26 protein-coding genes are annotated in these 25,581 nt (G+C 71.4%); 8 read left to right on the forward strand and 18 right to left on the reverse strand.

Annotated elements, in window-relative coordinates:
* Window positions 1–9: 9 nt before the first annotated feature.
* The gene (locus LXN57_RS10415; RefSeq protein ID WP_251797828.1) at window positions 10–1,116 is read right to left on the reverse strand and encodes a glycosyltransferase; all 1,107 of its coding nucleotides are present in this window, start codon (window positions 1,114–1,116) and stop codon (window positions 10–12) included.
* On the reverse strand, window positions 1,113–2,027 hold the full coding sequence (locus LXN57_RS10420; protein WP_438872862.1) for a glucosyl-3-phosphoglycerate synthase: 915 nt from the start codon (window positions 2,025–2,027) through the stop codon (window positions 1,113–1,115). The genes LXN57_RS10415 and LXN57_RS10420 overlap by 4 nt, the downstream gene beginning before the upstream one ends.
* A 262-nt stretch (window positions 2,028–2,289) precedes the next feature.
* Between LXN57_RS10420 and LXN57_RS10425 the strand changes: the two genes are divergently transcribed.
* Window positions 2,290–3,249, forward strand: a complete 960-nt coding sequence (locus LXN57_RS10425; protein WP_251797830.1) for a Gfo/Idh/MocA family protein — start codon at window positions 2,290–2,292, stop codon at window positions 3,247–3,249.
* Window positions 3,242–4,318 (forward strand): zinc-dependent alcohol dehydrogenase, encoded by a 1,077-nt coding sequence (locus LXN57_RS10430; RefSeq protein ID WP_251797831.1) that lies wholly within the window; start codon window positions 3,242–3,244, stop codon window positions 4,316–4,318. The genes LXN57_RS10425 and LXN57_RS10430 overlap by 8 nt, the downstream gene beginning before the upstream one ends.
* A gap of 16 nt (window positions 4,319–4,334) precedes the next feature.
* On the opposite strand, the gene LXN57_RS10435 is transcribed toward LXN57_RS10430, so the two are convergent.
* The 5 genes from LXN57_RS10435 to LXN57_RS10455 all read right to left on the reverse strand — a co-directional run bounded on the left by LXN57_RS10435 (window position 4,335) and on the right by LXN57_RS10455 (window position 9,506).
* Entirely contained in the window at window positions 4,335–5,387 is a 1,053-nt protein-coding gene (locus tag LXN57_RS10435; protein ID WP_251797832.1) for a sensor histidine kinase, read from the reverse strand.
* Entirely contained in the window at window positions 5,387–6,049 is a 663-nt protein-coding gene (locus LXN57_RS10440) for a response regulator transcription factor (protein WP_251797898.1), read from the reverse strand. Before LXN57_RS10440 ends, LXN57_RS10435 begins: the two co-directional genes overlap by 1 nt.
* Window positions 6,050–6,111: 62 nt before the next feature.
* The gene (locus tag LXN57_RS10445; protein WP_251797833.1) at window positions 6,112–7,311 is read right to left on the reverse strand and encodes a mannosyltransferase family protein; all 1,200 of its coding nucleotides are present in this window, start codon (window positions 7,309–7,311) and stop codon (window positions 6,112–6,114) included.
* Window positions 7,308–8,282, reverse strand: a complete 975-nt coding sequence (locus tag LXN57_RS10450; RefSeq protein WP_251797834.1) for a glycosyltransferase family 2 protein — start codon at window positions 8,280–8,282, stop codon at window positions 7,308–7,310. Before LXN57_RS10450 ends, LXN57_RS10445 begins: the two co-directional genes overlap by 4 nt.
* 117 nt (window positions 8,283–8,399) lie before the next feature.
* Window positions 8,400–9,506: a DICT sensory domain-containing protein gene (locus LXN57_RS10455; protein WP_251797835.1), complete on the reverse strand. Its 1,107-nt coding sequence runs from the start codon at window positions 9,504–9,506 to the stop codon at window positions 8,400–8,402.
* Between the two features lie 303 nt (window positions 9,507–9,809).
* Between LXN57_RS10455 and LXN57_RS10460 the strand changes: the two genes are divergently transcribed.
* On the forward strand, window positions 9,810–11,273 hold the full coding sequence (locus LXN57_RS10460) for a family 43 glycosylhydrolase (RefSeq protein WP_251797836.1): 1,464 nt from the start codon (window positions 9,810–9,812) through the stop codon (window positions 11,271–11,273).
* 54 nt (window positions 11,274–11,327) lie between these two features.
* Here the strand turns inward: LXN57_RS10460 and LXN57_RS10465 are convergent, their stop codons facing one another.
* The gene (locus LXN57_RS10465; protein WP_251797837.1) at window positions 11,328–12,017 is read right to left on the reverse strand and encodes a hypothetical protein; all 690 of its coding nucleotides are present in this window, start codon (window positions 12,015–12,017) and stop codon (window positions 11,328–11,330) included.
* A 150-nt stretch (window positions 12,018–12,167) separates the two neighbouring features.
* On the opposite strand from LXN57_RS10465, the gene LXN57_RS10470 reads away from it, so the two are divergent.
* A complete protein-coding gene (locus LXN57_RS10470) occupies window positions 12,168–13,697 on the forward strand; it encodes a GGDEF domain-containing protein (protein WP_251797838.1) in 1,530 nt (509 codons plus the stop codon).
* A 301-nt stretch (window positions 13,698–13,998) separates the two neighbouring features.
* Here LXN57_RS10470 and LXN57_RS10475 read toward each other — a convergent pair whose 3' ends face one another.
* The gene (locus LXN57_RS10475) at window positions 13,999–15,606 is read right to left on the reverse strand and encodes a hypothetical protein (protein ID WP_251797839.1); all 1,608 of its coding nucleotides are present in this window, start codon (window positions 15,604–15,606) and stop codon (window positions 13,999–14,001) included.
* 533 nt (window positions 15,607–16,139) lie between these two features.
* A complete protein-coding gene (locus tag LXN57_RS10480; protein ID WP_251797840.1) occupies window positions 16,140–16,325 on the reverse strand; it encodes a glycoside hydrolase family 2 TIM barrel-domain containing protein in 186 nt (61 codons plus the stop codon).
* Between the two features lie 406 nt (window positions 16,326–16,731).
* Between LXN57_RS10480 and LXN57_RS10485 the strand changes: the two genes are divergently transcribed.
* Window positions 16,732–17,808, forward strand: coding sequence for a carboxypeptidase-like regulatory domain-containing protein (locus tag LXN57_RS10485; RefSeq protein WP_251797841.1), 1,077 nt, complete (start codon window positions 16,732–16,734; stop codon window positions 17,806–17,808).
* A 31-nt stretch (window positions 17,809–17,839) separates the two neighbouring features.
* Window positions 17,840–18,067 (forward strand): GNAT family N-acetyltransferase, encoded by a 228-nt coding sequence (locus tag LXN57_RS10490; RefSeq protein ID WP_251797842.1) that lies wholly within the window; start codon window positions 17,840–17,842, stop codon window positions 18,065–18,067.
* Window positions 18,068–18,073: 6 nt separating this feature from the next.
* Here the strand turns inward: LXN57_RS10490 and LXN57_RS10495 are convergent, their stop codons facing one another.
* The 4 genes from LXN57_RS10495 to LXN57_RS10510 all read right to left on the reverse strand — a co-directional run bounded on the left by LXN57_RS10495 (window position 18,074) and on the right by LXN57_RS10510 (window position 21,308).
* On the reverse strand, window positions 18,074–18,850 hold the full coding sequence (locus LXN57_RS10495) for an SAM-dependent methyltransferase (protein ID WP_251797843.1): 777 nt from the start codon (window positions 18,848–18,850) through the stop codon (window positions 18,074–18,076).
* A gap of 63 nt (window positions 18,851–18,913) precedes the next feature.
* Window positions 18,914–19,864, reverse strand: a complete 951-nt coding sequence (locus LXN57_RS10500; protein ID WP_251797844.1) for a hypothetical protein — start codon at window positions 19,862–19,864, stop codon at window positions 18,914–18,916.
* Window positions 19,857–20,423: a SigE family RNA polymerase sigma factor gene (locus tag LXN57_RS10505; protein WP_251797845.1), complete on the reverse strand. Its 567-nt coding sequence runs from the start codon at window positions 20,421–20,423 to the stop codon at window positions 19,857–19,859. The genes LXN57_RS10500 and LXN57_RS10505 overlap by 8 nt, the downstream gene beginning before the upstream one ends.
* Before the next feature lie 12 nt (window positions 20,424–20,435).
* Window positions 20,436–21,308, reverse strand: coding sequence for an endo alpha-1,4 polygalactosaminidase (locus LXN57_RS10510; protein ID WP_251797846.1), 873 nt, complete (start codon window positions 21,306–21,308; stop codon window positions 20,436–20,438).
* A gap of 143 nt (window positions 21,309–21,451) precedes the next feature.
* On the opposite strand from LXN57_RS10510, the gene LXN57_RS10515 reads away from it, so the two are divergent.
* Window positions 21,452–22,687 (forward strand): CobW family GTP-binding protein, encoded by a 1,236-nt coding sequence (locus LXN57_RS10515; RefSeq protein ID WP_251797847.1) that lies wholly within the window; start codon window positions 21,452–21,454, stop codon window positions 22,685–22,687.
* The gene (locus tag LXN57_RS10520) at window positions 22,684–22,833 is read left to right on the forward strand and encodes a hypothetical protein (protein ID WP_251797848.1); all 150 of its coding nucleotides are present in this window, start codon (window positions 22,684–22,686) and stop codon (window positions 22,831–22,833) included. The genes LXN57_RS10515 and LXN57_RS10520 overlap by 4 nt, the downstream gene beginning before the upstream one ends.
* 7 nt (window positions 22,834–22,840) lie before the next feature.
* Here LXN57_RS10520 and LXN57_RS10525 read toward each other — a convergent pair whose 3' ends face one another.
* Genes LXN57_RS10525 through LXN57_RS10540 form a run of 4 tightly spaced genes read right to left on the reverse strand, consistent with a single transcriptional unit; the run spans window position 22,841 to window position 25,581 of the window.
* Window positions 22,841–23,131: an ArsR/SmtB family transcription factor gene (locus LXN57_RS10525; RefSeq protein WP_251797849.1), complete on the reverse strand. Its 291-nt coding sequence runs from the start codon at window positions 23,129–23,131 to the stop codon at window positions 22,841–22,843.
* Window positions 23,128–23,967 (reverse strand): metal ABC transporter permease, encoded by an 840-nt coding sequence (locus LXN57_RS10530; RefSeq protein ID WP_251797850.1) that lies wholly within the window; start codon window positions 23,965–23,967, stop codon window positions 23,128–23,130. Before LXN57_RS10530 ends, LXN57_RS10525 begins: the two co-directional genes overlap by 4 nt.
* Window positions 23,951–24,832, reverse strand: a complete 882-nt coding sequence (locus LXN57_RS10535) for a metal ABC transporter permease (protein ID WP_251797851.1) — start codon at window positions 24,830–24,832, stop codon at window positions 23,951–23,953. The genes LXN57_RS10530 and LXN57_RS10535 overlap by 17 nt, the downstream gene beginning before the upstream one ends.
* Window positions 24,829–25,581 (reverse strand): metal ABC transporter ATP-binding protein, encoded by a 753-nt coding sequence (locus LXN57_RS10540; RefSeq protein WP_251797852.1) that lies wholly within the window; start codon window positions 25,579–25,581, stop codon window positions 24,829–24,831. Before LXN57_RS10540 ends, LXN57_RS10535 begins: the two co-directional genes overlap by 4 nt.

A 25,581-nucleotide genomic window follows, 5' to 3' on the forward strand; every position in this document is an offset into this window, starting at 1 on the left:
GCCCGCGACTCACACGGGCGGCTGCTCGATCAAGCGCTCGTAGATCCGCAGATACTGGGCCGCCATCACCGCCGGGGTGAAGCGGCGGGCCGCTTCCTCGCGACACTCGCGCTCGTCGAGAGCGTCCGCGGCCTCGATCAGCTCGCCGAGTTGGTCCTCGTCGGCGGTGAGCAGACCGGTGCGGCCGTGCTCGACCAGTTCCGGCAGGCAGCCGCGGGCGATGCCGACCACCGGCGTACCCAGGGCGAGCGATTCGACCACGGCCGTCCCGCCCGGCTCGTTCCAGCGCAACGGGAACAACGCCACCCTCGCGCCGGCTAGCAGCTCGTCGCGGGCTTTGCCCATGACCGAGCCGATCCAGCGGACCCGGGCGCCGTCCACATACGGCGCGACCTTCTCCCGCCAGTACATGACGTCCGGGTTCTGCTGGTCCGCGGTGGCCAGGTCCTCCGGGTTGTGGCAGGGGCCGACCGGGCCGGCGAGCACCAGGTCGAACCGGTGTTCGTGGGCCAGCCGGGCGGCGAGGTCCTGCCCCTTGCCCGCGGTGATGCGACCCAGAACCACCGCGTACGCCTCCTTGCGCACCGCTTGCCTGCGGTCCGCCCCCACGGCGAGCGGGGTGGCCAGGTGCACGTGCCCGACCGAGTGCCGCCGCAGCGCGTCCGGGGCGTGGCTCAGCTGATCGGCGGAGACGCCGTTGACCCGGACGTGACTGTCGAACGTCCCGTACAGCTCGGGGTGCTTCTGCAGGTCCCAGTGGAGCGTGTGCAGGGACGGGAGCCCCAGAGCGGCCAGGGTGGTCGGGCCGGCCGCCTCGACATGGTCGTGCACCAGGTCGATGTCGCCGGCCGCGACCCGGCGCAGCACAGCGTTCTGATGCGCCGGCACGACACCGCAGACCTGGTTGTACGGCCGTTGCAGCAGCGGGAACTGCCCGCGCGCGAAGACCGCGAGCCGCTCGTCGACCGCCAGCTCGCTGTCGGCCACCGTCGCCAGGACCACCTCGACGCCGAGCTCGCGCAGCTCCGGCACGAGCGTGGCCACCACGTTCTCGATGCCTCCGTAACCGCGCGGCGGCACCGGAAGCCACGGACCGGCGTTGACCAGAACCCTCATGCGGCGCGCACCGCATGTCGCGGCAGGGAAACCAGAGGCGGCCTCTCGTCGACGCCCACGTCGGTCACCACGATGTCGCGGTTCAGGTGCGGCAGCCCCTCACCGGCGCCGCGCTGGAACTGGGTGAGCAGGGTGGTCGGCGGCAGCGGCTCGGAGACCAGGCCGCGGCGGTGCAGCCGGCTCCAGGCGGTCACCATGATCTGCGCGGACATCCGCCCCAGGGCGTCGATGCTCTGATGCCGGTGGTGCCGCTCGCCCAGGTCGACCTGGGCCAGCGCGTCCAGGCCGATGAGGTCGAGCAGGTCGATGAGCATGGCGATCTCGACGCCGTAGCCGGAGACGAACGGAATGCGCTCGAGAGTGGCGCGGCGGCCCGCGTATTCGCCCGCCAGGGGCTGGACGAAGCCGGCCAGCTCGGGCCAGAACAGGTTGATCAACGGCCGGGCGCCGAGTTCGGTGACCCGGCCGCCGCCGTCCACCTCGACGCCTTCGGACCTGACGAGCGGCCGATGGTAGAAGCCCTTGACGAATTCGACCGTACGGTCGGAGAGCAGCGGGCCGAGCAGCCCGGTGACGAAGTCCGGCGAGAAGTCGCGCAGGTCTCCGTCGACGAATGCGACGACGTCGCCGGAGCTGACGGCCAGCCCGGCCCAGAGCGCGTCGCCCTTGCCCTCCATCCGCGGCAGGTCGCGGGTGATCTCGTCCTGAGCGACCACGCGGGCGCCGGCCGCCCGGGCGACCTCCGCGGTGCCGTCGGTCGAACGGGAATCGACCACGATGATTTCGTCGACCAGTGGCACCCGCTCGACCAGGGCGCGCCGGATGACACCGACGATGTCGCCGACTGTCGCCTGCTCGTTGCGAGCCGGGATGACGACGCTGACCTTGGTGCCGTTCTTACGGCGGGCCAGCTGTCCTGCCGTCCACTGTGCCGCACTGCTGGTGCGGTAGGTCGCCCAGGCCTCGACCACAGGCAACGCGCTCACCTGCTGCATGAAACCCCCGAAGGTCTGTGAATGGAGATCCGGCATTTCCCGGTCGGGGCGCGATCAATCTTGATCGAAGATGGCGATCAGACGACGGCTGTGTGCACGAATTCGGTCTGAGGTTTCGGCGGGGGCCGATCGGGGAGTTGTCGGCACGTCGGGTGCGCTTCCCACAGCTGGAGGATCAATGGCGGTGGCACGGGTTGGACTGGTCGGCGCGGGCGGGGTCGCGCAGCGTCACGCGCGAGTGCTCTCCCAATTGCCGGACGCGCAGGTGACCGGCGTGACTGACGTCGTGCCGGCCGCGGCGGAGAGCCTGGCCTCGACGTACGGGACGAAGGTCTTCCCCGATGTCGAAGCGCTGCTCTCGGAGGGGGTCGACGCGGTCTACGTGTGTGTGCCGCCGTTCGCGCACGGGCCGGCCGAACAAGCCGTGATCGCGGCCGGAATTCCTCTCTTCGTGGAAAAGCCTATTTCGCTTGATCACGACATTGCGGTCAGCTTGGCGAGGAAAATCACCGAGAGCAATGTCCTCACCGCCGTCGGTCACCATTGGCGATATCTGGCCGTTGTCGACAAAGCTCGTGCCTTGCTCGCCGACCGCGACATACGCCTGGTCACCGGCGCGTGGCTCGACAAGGTGCCGCCGGTCGGCTGGTGGCCCCACCGCGACCGTTCCGGCGGCCCGGTGGTGGAGCAGGCCGCCCACGTGCTCGATCTGGCGAGGTATCTGGTCGGCGAGGTCACCCAGGTCAGCGCCGTGGGCAGCGGCACTCCCCCGTCCGTGCCGGGTGCTGACATCGACGGCTCGACCGTGGCCACCCTGCGCTTCGCCGGCGGCGCCATCGGGACGCTCGCCGCGACCTGTGTGCTCGGCTGGAAGGAACGCGCCGGGCTGGAGATCTACGCCGACGGCCTCGCACTCTCCGTGGCCGAGGACAAGCTGACGATCCGTTCCGGCGACGACATCACCACCGTCGACAGTGACCCCGAGTCGGCCCGGGTGGCGGTCGACGCCGCGTTCATCCGCGCCGTCCGCGGCGAGGAGCAGGACATCCGCGTGCCGTACGCCGAGGCGCTGCGCACCCATGAGCTCGCGCTGGCCGTGGCCGCGTCGGCCGCCTCGGGCCGGAGCGTCGATGTCTGACCGCAACCTGATAGTCGCCGGGCCGGGCCGGCTCGAGATCGTCGACGAGCCCGTGGTGGACGGCCCCTTCCGGATACGCACGCTCTACAGCGGCATCTCGGCGGGCACCGAGCTGAGTTTCGTCAAGGACACCAATCCGGCGCTGCACGAGGGCTTCGACCCGTTGCTGGGGTTGTTCGGCGGCTCACCCGCGTCGGCCTATCCGGTGCGGCGGCTGGGCTACATGGAGGTCGGCCAGGTCGTCGAGAGCCACACTCCGGCGGTCACCGAGGGCACCGTCGTGGCGATGACGTACGGGCACCGAACCGGCTGGACCGGTGACCCGCTGCGGGACCGCGTCGTCCCGCTGCCCGCCGGGCTGGACCCGCTGCTGGGCATCTACGTGGCCCACATGGGCCCGATCTGCGCCAACGGACTGCTGCACGCGGCGGCCGACGTGCACGGACCGGCGGTACGCGGACTCGGCGACGGGGTCGCCGGCCGGCGTGTCGTGGTCACCGGCGCCGGCGTGGTCGGCCTGCTGACGGCGCTGTTCGCGCGCCGGCACGGCGCCGCGTCGGTAGTCGTGATCGACCCGACGCCGGCGCGACGCGAGGTCGCCGTGGCGCTGGGGCTGGAGGCGCTGGACCCGGCAGCCGGCGACCCGGCGGTGACGCTGAAGACCGCCTGGCGGCACACCACCGACGACCGCGGGGCCGACGTGGTCTTCCAGTGCCGGGGACAGGCCGCGTCCCTGCACCTGGCTCTGCGGCTGCTGCGCCCGCAAGGCACCGTGATCGATCTGGCCTTCTATCAGGGCGGAGCCGACGAGCTCCGGCTCGGCGAGGAGTTCCACCACAACGGTCTGGCCGTGCGCTGCGCCCAGATCGGCCGGGTGCCCCGCGGGCTCGCTGCCTCGTGGGACCGCGAACGCCTGTCGGCCGAGACGATCGACCTCCTGAACGCCTACGGCGGAGCGATCCGCAAGCATCTGGTCACCGCTGTGGTGCCGTTCGACGAGGGGCCCCAGCTGCTCACCGACCTCGCCGCCCGCAGGCGGCAGGAGCTCCAGGCCGTGTTGGAGTTCTGATCGGAGGGGACGGCCGTCACCCTGCCCGGGGCAGGCTGACGCGGACGCTCAGACCGCCGTCAGCCTGCGCCGTCGCCGCGATCGTGCCGCCGTGGGCCCGGACGATCGAGCGGGCTATCGCCAGGCCGAGCCCGCTGCCGCCGCTGTGGTCGATGCGCCCGGTGGCGAGGCGGGTGAACGGCTCGAACAGCCGCGCCACATCCTCGGCCGGCACCAGCGGGCCGCTGTTCTCGACGGCGAGCGCGACGCCGGCCGCGCCGACCGTGACGACCACCGTGCCGCCGGGGCGGTTGTACTTGATCGCGTTGTGGACGAGGTTGCGGACCAGGCGCTCCAGCAGCACACCATCGCCGACGACGTCATACGGGCCGCCCTCGACGGTGATCTTCACGTCGGCGTCCGCGGCGGCCCGGGCGTGCGCGTCGACCACGTCGGCGGCGATGCGGTCGAGGCGCTGCCAAGTCCGCGCGGCCAGGCCCTGATCGGCCTGGCTGAGCACCAGCAGGCCCTCGATGAGGCGCTCGTTGCGGGCGTTGGTCTCCAGCAGCTGACTCGCGAGCATGGCCGACTGCTCCGGTGTGAGCGGCTCGGCCATGCCGACCTCGATCAGCGTGCGTTGCAGGGCCAGCGGGGTGCGCAGTTCGTGGGAGGCGTTCGCGGCGAAGCTGCGCTGGCCCTCGTAGCCGGCGGCGATGCCGTCCATCATCGTGTCGAGCGCCCGGCCCAGCCGCTTCATCTCGTCCCGGCCGCGGCCCGGGCGGATCCGGTGACCGAGGTTCTGCGGACCGACCTGGGCGATGACCGGCAGCACCCGGCGTACCGGCGCCAGCACCCACCACACCAGCGGCAGCGCGAGCGGCACGGTGGCCACCAGCACGAGGCCGTACAGCGGGAGCCCGTCGATCGGGATCTTGCGGGTGATCCGGCACGCCATGCCGTCGACGTCGTCGTCGTAGCAGGGGGCGTAGGAAGGCAGGCTCCACGGCGAGTTCATGTAGATGAACTGGGCGACGAAGACCCAGGTCACCACGGCGAACGCGGCCACCGTGACCCGCGCGCGGAGGCCCATCAAGGCAGCCCGATGCGGTAGCCCGCCCGCGGCACCGTCTGCACGACCTGCGGTTCGCCGAGCTTGCGGCGCAGCGTGGAGACGGTCACCCGGACCACGTTGCTGAACGGATCGGCATGCTCGTCCCACACCTGCTCGAGCAGGTCCTCGGTGGTGACCGCCTGTCCCTGGGCGCGCATCAGCGTGTGCAGCACGCCGAACTCCTTGTTGGTCAGCGCCAGCGGGTGGCCGTCACGGCTCGCGGTCCGGGTCGCCACGTCCAGCACGATCCCGTCGCGTTCGAGGACGGGCGGCAGCGCCGGGGCGGTGCGCCGGGCCAGCGCCTGCACCCGGGCGACCAGCTCGGCGAAGGCGAACGGCTTGGTCAGGTAGTCGTCAGCGCCCAGCCCGAGTCCTTCCACCCGGTCGTAGACGCCGCACGCCGCGGTGAGCAGCAGCACCCGCGTCGCGAGCCGGTGCTCGGCGATCCAGCGGCACACGTCGTCGCCGGTCTCCGCGGGCATGTCGCGGTCGAGCACCGCGACGTCGTACCGATTGACCTGGATCTTCTCGATCGCCTGCCCGCCGTCGTAGGCCACGTCGACCGCCATGGCCACGCGCCGCAGACCCACGGCGATCGTGTCGGCCAGCAGCCGCTCGTCATCCGCCACCAGTACTCGCACGCGGGCCATGCTGCCATGATCGGTATAAGGCGGCGATAAGGTCACGCCCTTGGTGACTGGTGTCAAGCCACCAGGAAGGCGCCGGCCATGAAGACGACCAGGAAGACGGCCTGCAGGGCCGCCCCGGTCATGAGGATCGCCCGGTCGGCCATCTGGTTGGCGCCCATGCGGGCCAGCACCAGGAAAATCGCCACGGCCTCCATCGCGTAGCGCGCCGACGACTGCATCGAGCGGCCCCCGACCTCGGTCGACATCAGCATGACGAGGGTGATCCCGGCCTGCGCCACCAGATACCTCTGGTCGGGCCGGAACTTGAACGGGCCCTTGACGCACAGGATCAGCAGCACCACGGCGATCAGGATCGTGCCGGCCTCCAGGACCGCGCCGAGGGTCGCCTTGTCGAGCGGCCCGTGCCCGGCGGCCTGCCGGACCGAGATCAGCCACGCCCCGCCCGGAAACGTGTACCGCCGCCCCCACTGGTCCTGGGCGACGCTGAACTGGAGCGGGTTGCCGAACTCCACCAGGCAGTAGAGGCTGTAGCCGGCCACCCCGAGCGGCACCAGGGCCAGTCCCAGCACGTCCGGCCGGAGCCGGCTCGGCCGCCAGCCGACCTGGCGCAGGTACTCCACGGCCAGCGGGGCGATCAGCAGCACGCCGAACAGCCGGGTCGCCGACGACAGCGCGCCCAGTGCGCCGGCCAGCCACCAGTGCCCGCGACGCCCGGCATACAACGCACCCACCATCAGCAGCAGGAACAGCGACTCGTTGTAGCCGAGGAACAGGAAGAACCCCATCGGGAAGGCGGCCAGGTACCAGGCGGTCCGCTGGGCGACCCGCGGCCCGAACTCGTAGTCGGCCAGCCGGTACAGCACAGCGAGGGCGCCGAACGCGGCGGCATGGGCCACCACCAGGGCGCTGACCACACCGCTGCCCGGCAGCACCGGGTCGAGCACCTGGATCAGCATCGGGTACAGCGGGAAGAACGCCGGGAAGCCCGGGCCCAGGTGGTAGCCGCTCTCGGCGATCCGCACGTAGTGGCCGGCGTCCCACCCGTTCCAGCTCAGGGCGATCGACCACAGCCCGGGAGCCGGGCCGTTTCCCCGGTAGGTCAGCCACGCGAGGGCGCTCACCGCCAGGTGCACCACGACCGAGGTCGACCACACCGCCAGCGCGGCCAGACACGCCGAACGCCACGGACGGCGGACACGGACATTCGCCGGAAGATCCAGGTCCGGCTCGGCAGCGACGGCGAGAACGGTCACGACGGCATCCCGGCCGGGCGACGGGCGCTCGTCACGGCGGAATCGAAGGTCACGACGTACGCCGGCCGGCCCTGGATCGAGGTGAAGATGCGAGCGACGTACTCCCCGAGCAGCCCCAGGCACAGCAACTGCAGGGCGCCGAGGAAGACCAGCGCGACAAACATCGACGTCCACCCGGGCACCACGCTGCCCCACAGGTACGCCGCAAGGACGGTCGCGCCCAGCACGACGCAGAGGGCGATGCCCGCGCAGCCCAGCCAGGTAGCTACCCGCAGCGGAGCGGCCGAGAACCCGGTGATGCTGTCGAGCGCCAGCCTGACCATCTTGGCCAGCGGATACTTGGAGCGGCCGGCCGCGCGCCTCGCCCGGGCGTACGGCACCTCCCCGCTCGGCAGGCCCAGCCACGGCACGAGCAGGCGGTAGACAGGACGATGCTCCGGCAGCTCGGTCAGGGCGTCCACGGCGGTGCGGCTGAGCAGACGGAAGTCCCCCGCGTTGTGCGGCACAGCGGTCCCGACCACCCGCCGGACCAGCCGGTAGTACAACCCCGCCGTCCCCCGCTTGAACAGGCTGTCGGTGCTGCGATCGGTCCGCACACCGTGCACGACATCGAGATTCGAGGTCCGGGCCAGCGTCAGCATGTCGCCGATGACCTCGGGCGGGTCCTGCAGGTCGACGTCGATGCTGACCACGTATCGGCCGCGGGCGCGATGCAGGCCCGCGGTGAGCGCGTTCTGATGGCCGGCGTTGCGGCGCAGCCGCACGATCCGGAGCTGCGGCCAGTCGCGGCGCATCCGTTCCAGCACGGCCGGCGTGGCGTCGTGACTGCCGTCGTCGACGGTCAGCACCTCGTAGGACCCGTCGAGGCCGTCGAGCACGGGACGCAGCCGCTGGGCGAACAGCGGCAGCACATCCTGCTCGTTGAAGACGGGGACAACTACGGACAGCAACGGTGTGACATCGACGCTCATGCGGCTCCCTCGGTCGCGAAGTTCACGACAAACACGGTGATCGAGGGGCGATAAGGCCGGGATAAGGCCGGGCCGGGTGGCACGAATCCGGGAGTTCAAGCAGCTAGGGGGCCATGATCACTCCTCCGCGATGGTCACCACCGGAGCATTGCGGGTAACGGCCCAGTCCAGGGCCTTCCGCAGCTCGTCCTCGGGCAGGGGCCGACGGCGGGTGACGGTCAGTGCGACGGTCACCGTTGCGGAGAGAAACGCGCTGCGCGCTTGGGCGGCTTGAAAATCGGCGATGAGCCCGTACGCGAAGGCCACCGCCTCCTCGGTCCCGAGCGCCGGCAGGTACAGCCGGAAGTCGTCCGGGCCGGTCCTTGTCGCCCTGTCCGCCGGTCGCAGCCGGGCCAGCAGCAGCTCGACCGCGGCCTGCTGCTGCCGGGTGGCCGTACGCCCGATCGGGCCCTCCTGGCTTTCCGCGTGCCTGACCCGGACGGCCAGCACCGCCACCGCGAGCACACCGGAGGCCGTGACACCGGTCGCGCCCGTCCACTGCCGCATCGCCGGGCTGTCCGCCGGGTCGACGCGCCCGCCGGATTCCCGCTGTGCGTCCGGCCCGGCACGGTGGGCGCCGGACCGCAGACGGGTGTGGTCCTGCTCGGCCCGGGCGGCGAACAGCTGGAGGGCCGCATCGGTCCGGCTCTCGCCCGGCGTCGCCGGCAGGTCACGGACCCGGGCGACCACACCGTCCACGGCGGACAGAGCCTGCGGCGACAGCCGGTCGCCGAGTTGATGACGCAGGCGGAGCGCCTCGTGCAACGCCTCGTCCCGGCGGAAGCTCGAACGGCCCTCGAAGAGCCGTCCACTTTCGAGCGTCGCGGCGCCCGCCTGGAACTCTTCGAGGTCGTGAGCCACCAGCACCGCGCCGAACCTGGGCGTCAGCACGACGACAGACCACTCCCGCGCCAACTCCTCCTTCTCGTCGAGCAGCACCGGATACGTGCCGGCCGGCAGCTGTGGCGCCTGCGCCGCGACCAGGCCCACCACCGTCGCCGCGGCCCGGCTCGCGATCCGCTCGTAGACCTGGCGTTCGCGTTCGAAGTAGGGCAGCCGCTGGAACAACGCGAACACCACCATCGGCCCGTCCTCGGCGGCCGCGAGCGCCGCCCGTTCCAGCGCGTGGGAGATGGTGACGAGCGTTCTCTTGGTCAGCCGCTGCGGGGCCGGGGCATCGGGCACGGCAGCAGCCTAGGGTCACTGACCCGTCACCGCATCCCGACCGTTCGGCTCAGGAATGCTCAGCGTTTCGGCGGCGGCTGACGCCCTGTCCGCGCCGGTGACCGGTGCGCACGCCGATGGCGAAGGCTCCGACGATGAGCAGAGGGCTGCTTCATCTTCCCCACGTCAAGAACGGGCACTTTCTCCGGCAGTCGACGTTCTTTTGACGGCAGAGACCAAAGTTCGCGCCGTATCCCTTGACCACACGGCCGAACACAAGTAAACAATCCTCACCATTCATCGGGATACGTCGATGGGATAGCCGTGCACACAGTCGCCGCAGTCTTGGTCGCCCTGCTCGTCGCGCCCGCCCCCGTGGCGGCCCCGCCCACCTACACGACGGCCGAGGCGGGCAACCCCTTCGTCGACGGCCGGTACGCCGACCCGGACGTGGCGATCTACAACGACCGGTACTGGGTCTTCCCCACCGCCTCGCGCAGCTACGCCGAGCAGACGTACCTGGACGCCTTCTCCTCCGCCGACCTCGTCACCTGGACCCGGCACCCGAACGTGCTGACCACCACGAACGTCTCGTGGGCGAAGGAGGCGGTCTGGGCGCCCGCGCCGATCCAGCGCGACGGCCGGTACTACCTCTACTTCGCGGCGAACGACATCCAGAACAACGCCGAGCTCGGTGGCATCGGCGTCGCGGTCGCGGACCGGCCGGAGGGTCCGTACGTGGACGCCATCGGCCGGCCGCTCATCGACCGGTTCGTCAACGGCGCGCAACCGATCGACCAGGACGTGTTCATCGACGACGACGGGCAGGCGTACATCTACTACGGCGGCCACGGCCACGCCAACGTCGCCCGGCTCAACCGCGACATGACGAGCCTCGGCACATTCGGAGACGGCACCGTCTACAAGGAGATCACCCCGGCCGGGTACGTCGAGGGACCGCAGATGCTCAAGCGCAACGGCAAGTACTACCTGATGTGGTCCGAGGGCGGCTGGACCGGTCCGGACTACTCCGTCGCGTACGCGATGTCCGACTCCCCCATCGGCCCGTTCCAGCGCCTCGACCGGATCCTCGCGCAGGACGCCACGGTCGCGCGCGGCGCGGGCCACAACTCGGTCCTGAACATTCCGGGCACCGGGACCTGGTACACCTTCTACCACCGCCGGCCGCTGGGCGAGACCGACGGCAACGCGCGCTATCTGGCGTACGACCGGATGAACTTCAACGCCGACGGCACCATCCAGCGGGTCGCCATGCTCGTCAAGGACAACTTCGACGACAACAACGCGATCGGCTGGAAGACCTACGGCGGCTCCTGGACGGCCACCGGCGGGCAGTACCGGGCCCAGCACTCCTACGGCGGCAAGTCGCTGCTGACCGACAACCACGCCAACGCGGTCTACGACGCCGACGTCACGGTCACCTCGACCGGAGGCGACGCCGGCCTGGTCTTCCGGGCGACCTCCCCCACCGTCGGCGCCGACAGCTACCGCGGCTACTACGCGGGCATCTCGCCGGCGGGCCAGGTCGTCCTGGGCAAGGCGAACAACAACTGGACCCGGTTGGGCGCCGCGTCCCTGACCGTCACCCCCGGCACGCGATACCACCTGCGGGTCGAGGCGGTGGGCACATCGCTGAAGGTGTTCGTCGACGACATGACCACCCCGAAAATCACGGTCACCGACGGCACGTACGCCGCCGGCTCCTCCGGCGTGCGCGTCTACAACGCCGCCGCCGCTTTCGACAGCTTCGCGATCACCGGGCGGTGAGGTTCCCCTCCCGCCCGGTGACGCATCGCGTTGCTGGTCCGGTCCGGGGGTACGTCAGGATGCCACCGGCAGGTCGGTGGGCTCCGGGGCCGGCTGGTCCGCCGGGGCGTCGTCCGAGGCGGGCGCGTCCGACGGGCTCGGCGTGACGACGGGACTCGGGGTGACGACGGGGCTCGGCTCGTCCGACGGGCTGGGCGTGACGACGGGAGCCGGGGTGACGACGGGAGCCGGCTTGGCTGCCTTGCCCGAGGTCTGGACCTTGACGGCGGTGTAGACGGTGCCGGTCCGGACGCCGGTCACGGTGATCTTGAGTCCGACGGCGATGGCGACGACACTCTTGCGTCCGCCCTTGACGATCACCCGGGCGCCGGCCGGCACGGTGACCGTGACGGTGCGTCCCTTGACGTCGCTGGTGCCGCCCTTGACGGCGATCGTGACCTTGTCGCCGGCCACGGCGGTCACGATGCCGTTGGCGGCGAAGGCGACCTTGGCCGGCTTGGCCGCCGGCTTGGCGGGCTTGGCCGCCGGCTTGGACGGCTTGGTCGCGGGCTTGGACGGCTTGGTCGCGGGCTTGGACGGCTTGGTCGCGGGCTTAGCCGGCTTGGCCGGCTTGGCCGGCTTGGCCGGCTTGGAAGCGGCGGCTGACGCGGCTGGTTTCGCGGACGCGGCGAGTGCGGGCAAGGCGGCGGGAACAGTGGCGGCCGTCGCCAGGGCGACGACGGCTGCGAGACGGCGCATACGCATGGCAGAACTCCTGGATCGGGGAAAGTCCAACGTTCCGGTCCCACCGGTGCAGCACAGTTGCGCCATGGGTGCCGGTCGGTTGCGCCGTCGAGACCGTGCCTCCGGTTCACCAGGCTCCGCGGTGGCGACGTCCGGATCACATCGCCTCAGGTGCGTGGGCCGGACGCCGACGGACCGGCCATGGGCGTACGCGCGACATGGATCTTCCTGACCGTTGTCATCGCCGCCGTGGCGGCGAGTGTGGCCGGCTACGGCAGCAAGCCCGGCGACCTGTTCTACGCCGCGGTCTATCTCGCCGTCTGTTCGGTGGCATGGTGGGCGCCCCTGCGGTTGCCGCCTGGTCCGGCCCGCCGTCCCTGGTTGCTGATCGCGCTGGCGCAGACGTTGTGGCTCACCGGTGACGCGATCGAGCTGGTGTACTACTACGTCTTCGCGGCCGTGCCGAGCGTCGGGCTCGCTGACGCCTTCTGGCTGTCCGGGTATCCGCTGATGGCGGTGGCGCTGACGCTCATGGTCCGCCGCCGCGCACCCGGCCGGCTGCGGGGCGGGGTGCTCGACGCGCTGGCCATGACGATCGCGGCCGCGGCGGCGGCATGGCAGTTCCTCATCGAGCCGACGCTCGGGCTGGGCTACCCGGTCCTGGAGACGGTCGTGCCCGTCCTCTATCCGGTCGGCGACGTCGTGCTGCTGGCCGGGATCCTGTTCGTCGCGCTCTCGCCGGGCGCGCGCACCGCACCGACCCGCCTGCTGCTCGGCGCCGTGCTGCTCTACCTGGCGATCGACATCGGCTACAACGCCTTGCCGTACGTGCTCGACTACAGCGTCGTCGAGCGGATCGGCCCCCTCATCCTGCTCGGCAACGCCGGGCTGGTAGCCGCCTGTCTGCATCCCCGGCGCGCCGAGCTGACCACTCCCAGCGATGCCACGGCGAGCCTGCACCCCGCCCGGGTGCTGTTCCTCGGCCTGGCTCTGATGACCGCGCCCACCCTCACGCTGATGCACGCCGGTTTCGGCCGGGCCGAAATCGCCGCGCTGCTGGCCACCACCCTGTGTGCGGCCTTTGTGCTGGCCCGGTTCACCATCGCGGTGCGCGAGCAGGAACACGCTCAGGCCCGGATGGCGTACCAGGCGCAGCACGACCCGCTGACCGGGCTGGCGAACCGGGCGGTGCTGGGTGAACGCCTCGATCGGGTGCTGTCGGCGCCGGGCGCCCCGGTGGCGGTTCTCTATCTCGATCTCGACGGTTTCAAGGAGATCAACGACCGGTACGGGCACGAAGCCGGCGACATGGTCCTGACCACCGTGGCCGACCGTTTGTCGGGCGTCGTCCGCGACACCGACGTGGTGGCCCGCCTCGGTGGCGACGAGTTCGTGCTGCTGTGCCCGGGCCTGCCTGCCGGGGAAGCGACCCAGTTGGCCGGGCGGGTGCTGCGGGACATGGCCCTGCCGGTCGCCTTCCGCGGCACGGACCTGGTCGTCGGGGCCAGTGTCGGCATCACCGCGCATCGCGGAACCGGCCCGCAGAGCACGGCCGGCCTGCTCCGCCAGGCCGATGCGGCGATGTACGAGGCCAAGCGCGGGGGCCGGGGCACCTGGGTGCTCAGCCGCGACGACCGCCAGGACCGCCAGGACCGCGAGCCTTCGGCGGCACTGGGTGAACTCCGGTCGGTCACCTCCTGACCGGCACCGGTGGCTGTCGGTCTATCCCCACGCCTACCGGCGCGAGCGCGGCCCGGAGATCATCGCCACTCTGCTCGACACCGCCGGTCCCGGCCGGTCCCGGCCGGTCCCGGCTGCTCGGCGCGATCCTCGCCCTGTGGACCTCGACGCGCATGCGCCGCGGGCCGATCCTGGCAATCATCGCCGCCTGCCTCTGGCCCCGCCCCGCCTAGCGCGGATCAGGCCGCTCCGGCGCAGGCCGCCGGAAGCGTGTCAGCGGGTGGGCGTTGCTGATCGTCCGCACTGCCGAGCGGCGAAGCGCCTACCTTCGGGCCGGGCAGACGATGACCGGCGGCGGGGCTGGTATCTGAGCCGCCGCAGAGCAGTCGAACCGCTCGTCGAGCAGCGCCTGCACGTCGGGGGCGGCCTTCGGACGGCTGTACCAGTTGGTCTGCACGACCAGGTACCGGGCGTTGATGTCCTCGGTCAGGCAGAGCAGGTTGTCGTCGTAGCTGGGGCGCAGGCGCATCCGGTCGTCCCCGGCGCCGCGCTGCAACCAGATGGGCGACGGATACCGGCAGGTCGTCGGGTTGCCCATGGCGTGGTTGACGGTGCCGTACGTCAGGTACAGCACCGGAGTGTCCGGGCCGAGCCGTTGGCCGAGTTCGACCAGCGCCGCATCGGGCGACCGGCCGTTGAGGGCGCTGTGGTTGTAGGTGCTGAACGCGTACGGAGAACCCTGCAGCACGGGCGGAAGCAGCGCGAAGCAGAGGACGACCACGCCGACGGACCACGGCAGCGACTTCCACTCCCGGCCGGCGAGGAACCAGGCGACGACGGCGAGGACCAGCGCGCCGATCTCGTACGCCCAGATGACCGGCGTGGCGTGCTCCAGCCGCCACGAGTCGGGCTGGCGCACCAGGACGAGGCTGATGCCGCTGACGACGACCGCGATGACGGACAGCGGCAGCCGGAAACCGGGGCTGAGCGCGAAGGCAGCGCCGCACGTCCCCGCGGCGAGCACGACAGTCGCGGCGAAGTGGTACATGAAGAACTCGCCCTGCCCGTACGCAGGTGCCAGGGTCAGCAGGAACGCGACCACCGCGACCGCCGCTCCGGCCCACCGCCGGCGACCCGTCTCACGCCGGATGAGCACTGCCGCGGCCGCCGGGAACAGCGCCAGGACTGGGCTCAGCACTGCCGCGTCCCCGATCGCGACCTGCAGCTTGACGAGTTCGTCCCAGTAGATCCGCTGCGGCTCGGCGTGCACGAGGTACGCCAGGTCCTCCAGCCAGATCCACTCCCACGGCAGGAAGTGCCGGCTGACCACATACCAGACCACGACCCAGACCACTGTGGACAGCGTCGTCCAGCCGGCGCGGCGCCGGTCGAACATCCCGATGACGATCAGCGCCACCAGCGCGATGGGAAAGGTGGAAGCCTTGACCGCCACGACCAGCATCGCGGCCGGACCGGCCAGCAGCGCCCCGAGCCACGGCCACCGGGGTACGCAGGCCACACCGACCGCCAGCACGGCGACGAGCACGGCGACCCAGTCGGGCTCGAGGAAGTGCCAGGGCGGCGAGATGAGCAGAGAAAGGCCGGTGGCGCCCGCGATCCCGGCCGCCGCCGCCCGTCCGGCAACCCGCCGGACGCCCAGGTACAACACCACGCTGACGGCGACGACCAGGGCGTACGCCTCGAGCCGGATCACCAGGTGCGTCGAGTCCGACGAGGGTCCGCCGACGGGCTTGTCGATCGCTGCCATGAACAGTTTGTAGGCGAGGGGCCGCGAGACGAAGACATCCCAGATGCCGACGCCGCCCTTGCCGGCCGTCTCGAGCCCGCCCAGGACGTATCGCACATCGCCGTTCAGGTTCGACAGGCTGGCCACTACGATCGCGGCCAGCGCCGCGAGCACGGCCGTCACCGCGCCGAGCGTCCGTGCCGTTCCCCCGTGCAAGGTATTCATGAGACGCTTTCGGTCGTGTTGTCGGGCCGATCGCCGTTTCCACTCGTCGGTCGGTCGAACCGGCTGATGCCGGCGTGATTCCGTTGACGACGGCGACCGCCGGCGCGATCGCGAAGTTTTCTCCGGTACCCACCTGAAGCCGGAGGGTATCAATCCAACCTGCGCGCAGGCTGCCCCGGCGAAACCGGACAGCGATCACCAGCCGGGTGATACCGGCGCGGGAGAGGAGGAACCGGCGTAAGCGAGGGTTCGAATGCCCGGGCGGGGTCCGCACGACCCGCGTCCGCGGCCGCCGAAACGGATGCCCGCGTGCGGCCGCGGATCAACTCGGTGGTGTGCCGCAGGTGCGGCTCGGAGCGATCACCGAGAAGGCTCTCCGCACCACGGTGGCCGAGATGGCGCAACGCCGGGCCGGCGAAGCCGAGGCGCTGGACACCGCGGACCCGGTCGTCGAGACCGATCCGCGGTATCCGCCCACCCGCGCCGTCCGATCAGGACTTGGCTCGCCAGCGGCGGCGCAGGGCGAAGGCGGCCGATTTGGGCTGACGGTCGCGGGTGAAGACGCCCTTCTTGTTGCCGCCGACCCGCATGATGCCGGACTTCGTGACGAAGTCGGCGAAGTTCCACACCTGCTCACCGACCACGGCGTCGCAGGCGTCGAACACCCGGTGGTTCATGTCGAGATCTCGCCGAAGAACGGATTCGTGACATCGGCGACGACCAGGCCGATCGCCCGGGTCGCCGGGGGCGGGCGGACCGCGCCCGTCGAGCCGCTCGGTGCGGTAACCGAGCCGCTCGGCGGCCTCGAAGACGGCCCGGGCGGTGCGCGCGCTGCCCCGGCCCGGCCGGGCGCACGCGCGGGAAACGGTCGAGGCCGCGACACCGGCCTCCGGGCCACGTCGTAGCTGGTCGGGCGCGCCATCGTCCCAGCGTACGACGGCAGGTTCGGCGTCGCCGTACGCCGCGGCATCACCCGGCCAGGACCTCGCGGCCCGCCCGGTTCACGCGACCCGTCCGCGACACGGCATAGTCTTCCGCGACGTCATCGACCGGTGTCGCTTGTCATGAGGAAGGTGGTCCGACGTGACGACGCGCTCACGTGCCGGGCATTTGCTGGCCGCCGCATCGATCGCGCTGACCGGGGCGGCACTCGCGGTGTCCGTGACGCCCGCGGCGGCGGCCGCTCCGGCTATCAGCATTCAGAGCGTTTCGTCGGACACGGTGCCGTCCGGCGGGTCGGTGCGTGTGCGGTTCCGGGCCACGAACAACAACGAGCGGACCGAGAAGGTGTTCGTGGCAGTCTCCGGCGGCCTGCGATGCACCGCCGGATGTTCCGCGGCTCCCGACATCGGCCCGGGCCGGAGCCGGACCTTCGAGGCGACAGTCGTCGCCCCCGAGGTGCGCTCCGGCGAACAGAGCGGCCTCAACCTGGCGGTCAGCGTGCGGATCGGCACGCAGACCGCGTTCGACCACCAGATGATCCTCGTCGGTGGCGCGAAGAAGCCGCCGTCCGCGGTCAGCCGGATCTCCGGCCGGGTTCGCGACGCCGACGGCAAGGCGATCCGTGGTGCGACCCTGACCGTCCGCGACAGCGCCGGGCACACCTACCGCACGACCAGCGACGGAAGTGGCCGATTCTCGATCAGATCGAGCGGCAGCAAGCCGATCGTCACCGGTCCCCTCGCGGTCGTCGCGGCCAAGGACGGCTATCGCACCGCCCGCGCGACCGTGCGGGGCGCTGCCGGCGACACCGCGACCGCACGCCTGGTCCTGGCTGCCGTGGCCACCCCCGCCACGACGCCACCGTCGCCCACCGCCGCGGCGAGCCCGCCCGCAGCGACCGAGGAGCCCGCGACAGAGAGCTTCCCCGCGGCGGCGCCGCCGGCCACCACCGGGACCACCGACGACCCGGGCAACGGTCTGCTTCTGTTCACCCTGCTGGGCGGGCTCCTGATCGCCGCCGGTCTGGGCGCGCTCGTGCTGGTGTTCGCGCGCCGGAGGAAACGCCATGAGCCGGACCCGCCGGCGTCCGGAAGCGGCATTCTTGCCGACGCCCCGACCGCAATTCTGCGGACGGTGCCACCGGACGCCTTGATGTCCGCACAAGCCGTCACTCGGCGAGACCCGAGGGAATACGGCTACGGCGGGCCGGCCCGGTAGCGGCACCACGACCACGGCAGATCGGCACGAGGTGTGCTCGCTCAACTCCGGTGCCGTTCTGCCGGAGTTCCAGCGGCGCGGCGGGCAGCGGGCGCTCGTCGCAGCCCGGCTCAGGAAGGCGTGCGAACTCGGCTGCCGGTTCGTCGTCGGCGAGACCGGGCAGCCCGCCGAGGGGCAGTTCAACCCGTCCTACGAGAACATGCTGCGGGCCGGGCTGAAGCCCCTGTACGTACGGCGGAATTGGATCTGGCGCCCGTAGCGACGGTCAGGGCTTGCGGCCGACCGCGCAGTACACGTCGAGGGCCTCCGGCTCTGTTCCCGGCTGCGGCCGCCACAGCGAGGTCGACACCACGCCCGGCTCCAGCAGTTCCAGGCCCTCGAAGTAGCCGCCGATCTCCTCCGGGGTGCGCAGGTTGTACGGATGGCCGCTCTGCTTGGCCACGCGCTGACTCTCCACGCTCTGCGCGCTGGTGCTCGTGCCGTCGCTCACGGCCAGGTAGCTGCCCGACGGCACGGCATCGAGCAGGCGGGCGACGATCGAGCGGGCCTGCGCGTAGTCGGCGACGTTGCCCAGAATGCCGATCATGGTCAGCGCCACCGGCCGGCTGAAGTCGAGGGTGCCGGCCGCCTCGCGGAGGATCCGCTCGGGGTCCTCCACATCGGAGTCGATGTAGGCGGTCTCGCCCTCGGGGGAACTCGTCAGCAGCGCGCGGGCGTGCACCAGCACCAGCGGATCGTTGTCGACGTACACGACCCGCGATTCGGGCGCCACCCGCTGCGCGACCTCGTGAGTGTTGTTGGCCGTCGGCAGGCCGGTGCCGATGTCCAGGAATTGACGGATGCCCGCCTCACCGGCGAACAGCGTGACCGCCTCCACGAGGAACCTGCGCTGGGCCTGGGCGACGGCGACGATCGCCGGGTTCGCCGAGCGCAGCGCCTCGCCCAGCTCGCGGTCGACGGCGAAGTTGTCCTTGCCGTTCAGCAGGTAGTTCCACACCCTTGCGCTGCTCGGCCGGCTCGTGTCGATGCTCGGTTCGGTCATCAGGAAGCCCTTCGATGGGGTGGCCGTCAGACAGAGATAATAGGCACGCCACCCGGGCCGGACTCACTCCGGATCGGACCGATTCAGGATATGTACGCCGGCGGCGAAGCGCACCAGGTCGTCGTCGCTGATGGTCAGTCCCGCACCGACGGTGATCTCCAGGGTCGCTTCCCAGTCGGTCACATCGACGGCCAGGCGTACGACGCCGGCGTCGCGGGTGAGCCGTGCGTCGTGCCCGGCGATCGTCCGATCGACGCCGGTGAGCGGGCGGGGTTTGCGCAGCACCACGCTGAACGCGGCGGAGCCCGGTGACGCGCCGGCCGGGCGGAAGCTCATCGTCGACGGGGAGATCGTGTCCGCCACCATGCCGGCCGGGCTGTAGTCGAGCCGGAACGGGGGCGGCACGGCGATGGACGCGGCGGACAGCGCGTCGGCCAGGGCCACGACCTCCTGCGGCGTGTAGGTGTCGTCGGTGGCGAGCTGGATCCACCGTCCGGACTCCTGCCAGTACAGGGTGAGCTGGGCGGCCGGCCGGACGTCGACCGTACGCAATAGGCCGTTGCGCCCCCGCACCTGAACCGGCGTCTCGGCGGCGGCCGTGGCGAATGCGGGCTTCCCGCTCGTGACGGTGACCGTGGTGTCGGCGTGGTCGCGCTGATCGGTCGCTTCGAACAAGGCCACCAGGTCGCCGTCCCGCAGCGTGACGGTGGGCGCTTTCATGCCGCCGGTCGGTGGCAGCGTGTAGGGGAACGCCGGCGGCTGGAACCCGGCGGTCAGCCGCACGACTTCCCGGGTCGCCGTCGCGGGCAGGGCGGCGGGCCGGTTCGCGAGCACGATTCCGGCCGGGATGCCGAGCGCGGCCACGGCCGCCAGCGCGGACAACTGGGCGGCGACCCGGCGGCGGCGATAGCGGTCGGACCTGCGGCGTACGGCGTTCAACAGGCCTTCGGGGGACGGCGCGCGGCCGGCCGCGTCGTGCAGCGAGCCGGCGAGCATGCGGTCCAGATCATCCATCGCCCCGCGCCCCCTTCTCGGCCAGCATGATGCGCATCTTCCCGAGCGCCCGGGAAGCCTGCGACCGTACGGTGGACTCGCCGCAATTCAGTAGGGCCGCGATGTCCTCGTCCGGAAGGTCGCAGTAGAACCGCAGGACGAGGACGGCCCGTTGCGAGCGCGGCAGACCGGCCAGCAGCCGCCACATCTGGTCCCGGACGACAACGCGATGCTGCGGCTCGTCGGCGGCGGACGGCTCGGGCACCTCGGCCAGAATCGCCTCCCCCGCGGATCGCCGGCGCCGCCAGGACAGGAACTGCCGCACGATCGCCGTCCGCACGTACGCTTCGGGGCTGTCCATCGCGGCCACCTTGGGCCAGCGCCGGTGCATCCGGGCTAGCACCTCCTGAACGAGGTCCTCGCCGAGGTACGAGTCACCCGACAGCACGTAGGCGAACCGCAGCAGGGCCCACCCCCGCGTCTGCACGAACTCGTCGAAGCTGTCGGGCGAGCCGGTACGGGCGTCGGAGATCCCCGGAGCCCGCGCCGGGGCTCCGGGGATCTGACGGGGTAGCGGCATGTGAATGATTGCTCAGCAGGTCCTGTACTTGTACGAGCTCGAACCGGGGGCGGTCACGTTGACGTCGCGCAGGACGATGGACAACCTACTGCCGAACTCCGAGCACGCCGTGCGGAAGCCGGCGCTGGAGTATTCGATCACGATGACCCGGTCGCCGTACCGGGCGGTGACCACGTCGCATTCGTCGTACTCGCCGCACTGCTCGACCACGGCGAAGTCGAAGCCGATCGTCCTGATGTTCGCCGCGCTCAGCTCGACGAAGTTCTTCTGGCCGGTGGCCAGGCCCCGGCCGTGCGCGGCGTCGGCCAGCAGCTTGGCGTAGGTGATCGCGTCGGCCTGCTTCAGGAGGCCGTTCGAGCGCGAGAACGAGTCCAGGTTGTCGAGCTCGACGGCCTTGAATCCCTTACCGGCGCACTTGTCCATGAAGCCACCGACGGCCCTGGCCAGCGCCGTCCGCTTGGCCGCCGTCGAGAAGTCGAGCAGGTACTCGCCCCAGTCCTCGTCCTCGACCGGATTGCCGTTGCGGTCCTTGAGCACCAGTCCCTTCGACTCCCACCAGCCCTGGGAGGCCTCGCCGCCGCCTGCCCCCTGGGTCTGGAAGGCGTTGATGTAGCAGATGTTGTAGATACCCGGGGCCGCGGCCGCGGTGTAGTCGCGGCTCACCACGGTGACGCCGGCGGGCGGGGTGTACGGCGAGCCGATCTGATAGTCGAAGGTCGCGTTCGCGGGCGGCGCCGTCCAGCCGGATGCGACGGCCTTCTCGGGCTGGGGCCGGGCCCGGTCGGTGGCCGCATGGGCGGCGCCGATGCCGATACCGGCGAGGATGACCGCGGCGGCCGCGACGGCCAGCGCCTTGACCCGATGGCGTCTGTGGGGGACAGACATGGACGACTCCTTGTTTCGGCGACAACTCCACTTCCTCAACGCGGTGGGCCCGCGCTGCCGCTGCCGCCGATCGCGATCTTTTCCTGGAGTTCGCCTCGCCCCGGTGACTTTACAATGAAAACCATTTCCAACAAGATGGAGACATGACCGACTCCCGACCCCGCGTCACGGTGCTCGCCGGCTTCTCGCCCGCCGCCACTGACGCTGTGGCCCACAGCCTGCTGGTCACCGATCCCACGCTGATCCTCGTCGCGCACGACCTCACCGGCGTCCGCGACGGAGTCGTCCGCCGCACCGTGCGCACCTCGGACCAGGTCCTCGAGGACGACAGCACCGAGCTGGTGCACGGTTGCGTGTCCTGCACGCTGCGCGAGGACGTCATACCGACGCTGGTGCGGCTGAGCCGCCGGCACCCCGGCAGTGATCTGCTCCTGGCGCTGCCCCCGGCCGTCGAGCCCGAAGCGGTGGCCGCGGCGTACGCGATGTCCGGCGCCGACGCGGTGCGTCTCGACTCCTTCGTCACCGTGGTCGAGGCGGCCGGCCTGCTCGACGACCTGACCAGCACCGACGGTCTGCGAGACCGCGACCGGCACGCCGCCGCCAACGACGATCGCGCGGTCGCCGATGTGGTCAGCCGCCAGGTCGAGTTCGCCGACACGATCGTGGTCTGGAGCAGCCCGGAGATCGACGTCCTGGAGCGTGACCGGCTCACCGCGCTGCTGCATCGGCTCGCCCCCTGGGCGGCGCACGTCCGCATCGGGGACTCTCCCATGGTCGACTGCACCGCCCTCGCCGCCCGCCTGTTGCGCACCAGCCGGCACGATCCCGCCGTGCCCGGCATGCTGGGGCGGGCCCTGGAGGGCTATCCGATCGGCATCCACGACCCGGCCGGCGAGCACAGCGTGAACGCGATGCTGTTCCACAGCCGGCGGCCGTTCCACCCGCGGCGCCTGCACGACGTCCTGGACGATCTGACGAGCGAGACCCTGCGCGGCCGCGGCCATCTGTGGATCGCCACCCAGCCCGATGCCGCCATCGGCTGGGAGTCGTCCGGCAGCGGGCTGCGGCTCGGCAACCTCGGCCGGTGGCTGGCGAGCCTGCCCCGCGAACGCTGGGGCGAGGCGAGCGACATGCGCCGGCTGGCCGCCGACGCGAACTGGGATCCCTACTACGGCGATCGCACCACCGCGCTGTCCTTCGTCGGGCTCGACCTCGACGTGGAAGCGATGACCGCGACGCTCCGGCGCTGCCTGCTCACCGACGCCGAGATCGCCGACGGGGCCGACGGCTGGCACGCCCTGCCCGATCCCTTCGCCGGGTTCTTCCCGGCCGACAGCGAGCCGGAGCCGGCGGCAGTCTCCCGGGGCGCCGCGTCGTGACGTGGGGCATCAGCGTTCACCGCGCGCTCACTCGATGCCTGATCACCGACGCCGAACTGGCCGACGGCTGGGACTCCTGGACCGACCTGCCCGACCCGTTCGAACGGTGCTTCCGGCTCGTCGCCACCGACGAGAAGCCGCAGTGACGAGGGCCTATTCGGCGGCGTACCGCAGGACGTCGTCGACCAGCCGGCCGGTGGCCTCGTCCGGTAGTGAATAGAACACCTGCCGGCCCTCGCGTCGGCGGCGCACCAGGCCGGCGTGGATCAGGTGGCGCAGATGATGCGACACAGCGGTGGAGTGCGCCGGGACAGCCTCGGCCAGCTCCGTGGGCGTGGCCTCGCCGGCCCGCAGCAGGATGAGGATGTGCAGGCGGTGCTCGTAAGCCATGCCCTGCAGAGCCTCGACGGCCTTGGCGAGCGCGACTCGGTTGATGCCCGTCACGGGTGCGCTCCGGCGCCGTCGACAGCAAGCCGGCCAAGGGTGGTCCGCACCCGGGCGAGCAGCCAGGAGACCGCCAGCACGGCCGTCGCGGTGAGCGAGATGCTCGCGCCGGCCGCGACGTCCCATCGGCTCGAGGCCCAGAGACCGGCCAGCCCGCTGCCCACGGCGAAACCCACCGACAGCGCGGTGACGACCGGCAGGCGGTCCGACCACAACCGGGCTGCCGCGGCGGGGGCGACGATCAGCGACACGGCGAGGATCGTTCCCACCGCCGGAACCATGGTGACCACCGCGATCTGGATGGTGAGCAGCAGAACGACGTCCCAAACGCCGACGCGTATCCCGGCCGCCTGCGCGCCGGCGCGGTCGAAGCCGATGAGCAGCAGGGAACGTGCGCCGGCGGCCAGCACCGCGGCGACGACGATCAGCGCGACGGCCGTGGTGACCAGGTCCTGCGGGCCGACGGTGAGGATCGATCCGACCAGGAACGAGGACAGGTCGCGGCTGAAGCCGCTCTGCGTGGCCACGAGCGCGGCGCCGAGTGCGAACCCGGCCGACAGCAGGACCCCGGTGGCGGCCGAGGCGTCCTGACCGCGGCGACGGGTCAGCGCCGCCACGCCGAGCGCGACGATGCCGCCGGCCACGACGCCGCCGAGCAGGATGTTGACGCCGATGATCGAGGCGAGCACGACACCGGGAAAGGTGGCGTGGGTGAGCGCCATCGTGAAGAACGACAACCGGCGCAGGACGACCTGCACGCCGACCAGGCCGGCCAGGGCTCCGGCCAGGACCACCTCGGCGGTGGCCCGGTGCAGGGCGTCATCCCACCAGCTCATGGGCGGAGTTCCTCTCCGGAACGGGCGGCCCGCCGCGCCGGGTGCGCAGCAGGCGTACGGGAATCAGCACCAGGTAGGCGGCGACCAGCAACAGGACGATCGAGGAGGCGGAGGTCAGGGCGACGCCGCAATGCAGAGACGCGGTCCAGCTGGCCAGGAGTCCCGCGTAACCGGCCCCGGCGATCAGGAGCGTCCCGATGACAGCCATCGCCACGAGCCGGTCGGTCACCATCCGGGCCGCCGCAGCCGGAACGATCAGCAGGGCGACCACCAGGATCGTGCCGACGGCGCGGACGGCGGCCACCACGACCAGCGCCACGACGACGTTGAGCCACAAGTCGAGCCACCCGACGCGGAAACCGGCGGCCGCCGATCCGGCCGGGTCGAACGTGCGGAACAGCAGGGCCCGGGCCCCGACGAGCAGGGCGACCAGGACCACGACGGCGACGACCGCAGTCTCGGCGATCTGCCGCGGCGTCACGGTGAGCAGGCGCCCGAACAGGAAGGCGGTCAGATCGGAGGTGTACGAGGTGCGGCGCGAGACCAGCACGACGCCGACCGAGAACATCGCGGTCAGCACCACAGCGGTCGCCGCGTCGTCGGACACCCGGTTGCCCCGGGTCAGCACGGTCAGCACCACCGCCGTCAGGAGCCCGGCGACCAGCGCGCCGACGAAGACCCCGTCCAGCCCGCCCGCAACGAAACCGATCACCACACCCGGGAAGACGGTATGCGTCAACGCGTCGGAGACGAAGGCCAGGCGGCGGGCGTAGACGAACACGCTGACCGGGCCGCAGATCAGGGCGAGCAGCACGATCTCGATCAGGGCCCGGCCCATGAACGGCAGCGTGAACGGCTCGATCACGGCTCGACCAGCATCATCCGGCCGTCGGGCAGGTCTACCGCGTGGCCGCCGTACGTCAGCCGCAGCTTGTCCGCGGTGAGCGTCTCACCCGGCGGACCGACCGCCCACTGCCGCCCGTTGACCAGGCACACCAGATCGGCCAGCTCGCGGGCCACACCGAGATCGTGGGTGCTGAGCACCAGGGCGGTGCCCTCGGCGCTCAGCTGCCGCAGCACGGCGACGATCGCCTCCTGACTGACCGCGTCGACACCGTTGAACGGCTCGTCGAGCAACAGCAGCCGGGGCTCGGCGGCGATGGCCCGGGCGAGCAGCACCCGCTGCCGCTGACCGCCGGACAGGGTGCCGAAGCGATGCCCGGCCCGGCCGGCGAGCCCGACCCGGTCCAGAGCCTCGGCGACCGCGCGGCGGTCGGCGGCGCGGGCGGGCCGCCACCAGCCGATGCGCCGGTAGCGGCCCATCATGACGACCTGCCGGACGCTGACCGGGAAGTCGGCGTCCAGCGTGTCGGTCTGCGGCACGTATCCGGCCCGGCCGCGAGCCGCGGCGGGATCGGCGCCCAGCACGGAGGCCCGCCCGGCCAGGATCGGCGCCAGACCCAGCACCGACTTGATCAGCGTGGACTTGCCCGCGCCGTTCGGGCCGACCAGCGCCAGGCGCTGCCCCGGCCGCAGGTCGAGGTCGACGTCGGTGAGCACCGGCGTGCGGTCGTAGCCGACACTCACCGCCACGTACCGCAGGGCGGCCTGCAT

This window comes from Paractinoplanes hotanensis (genome assembly GCF_023717965.1).
GTDB lineage: Bacteria > Actinomycetota > Actinomycetes > Mycobacteriales > Micromonosporaceae > Actinoplanes > Actinoplanes polyasparticus.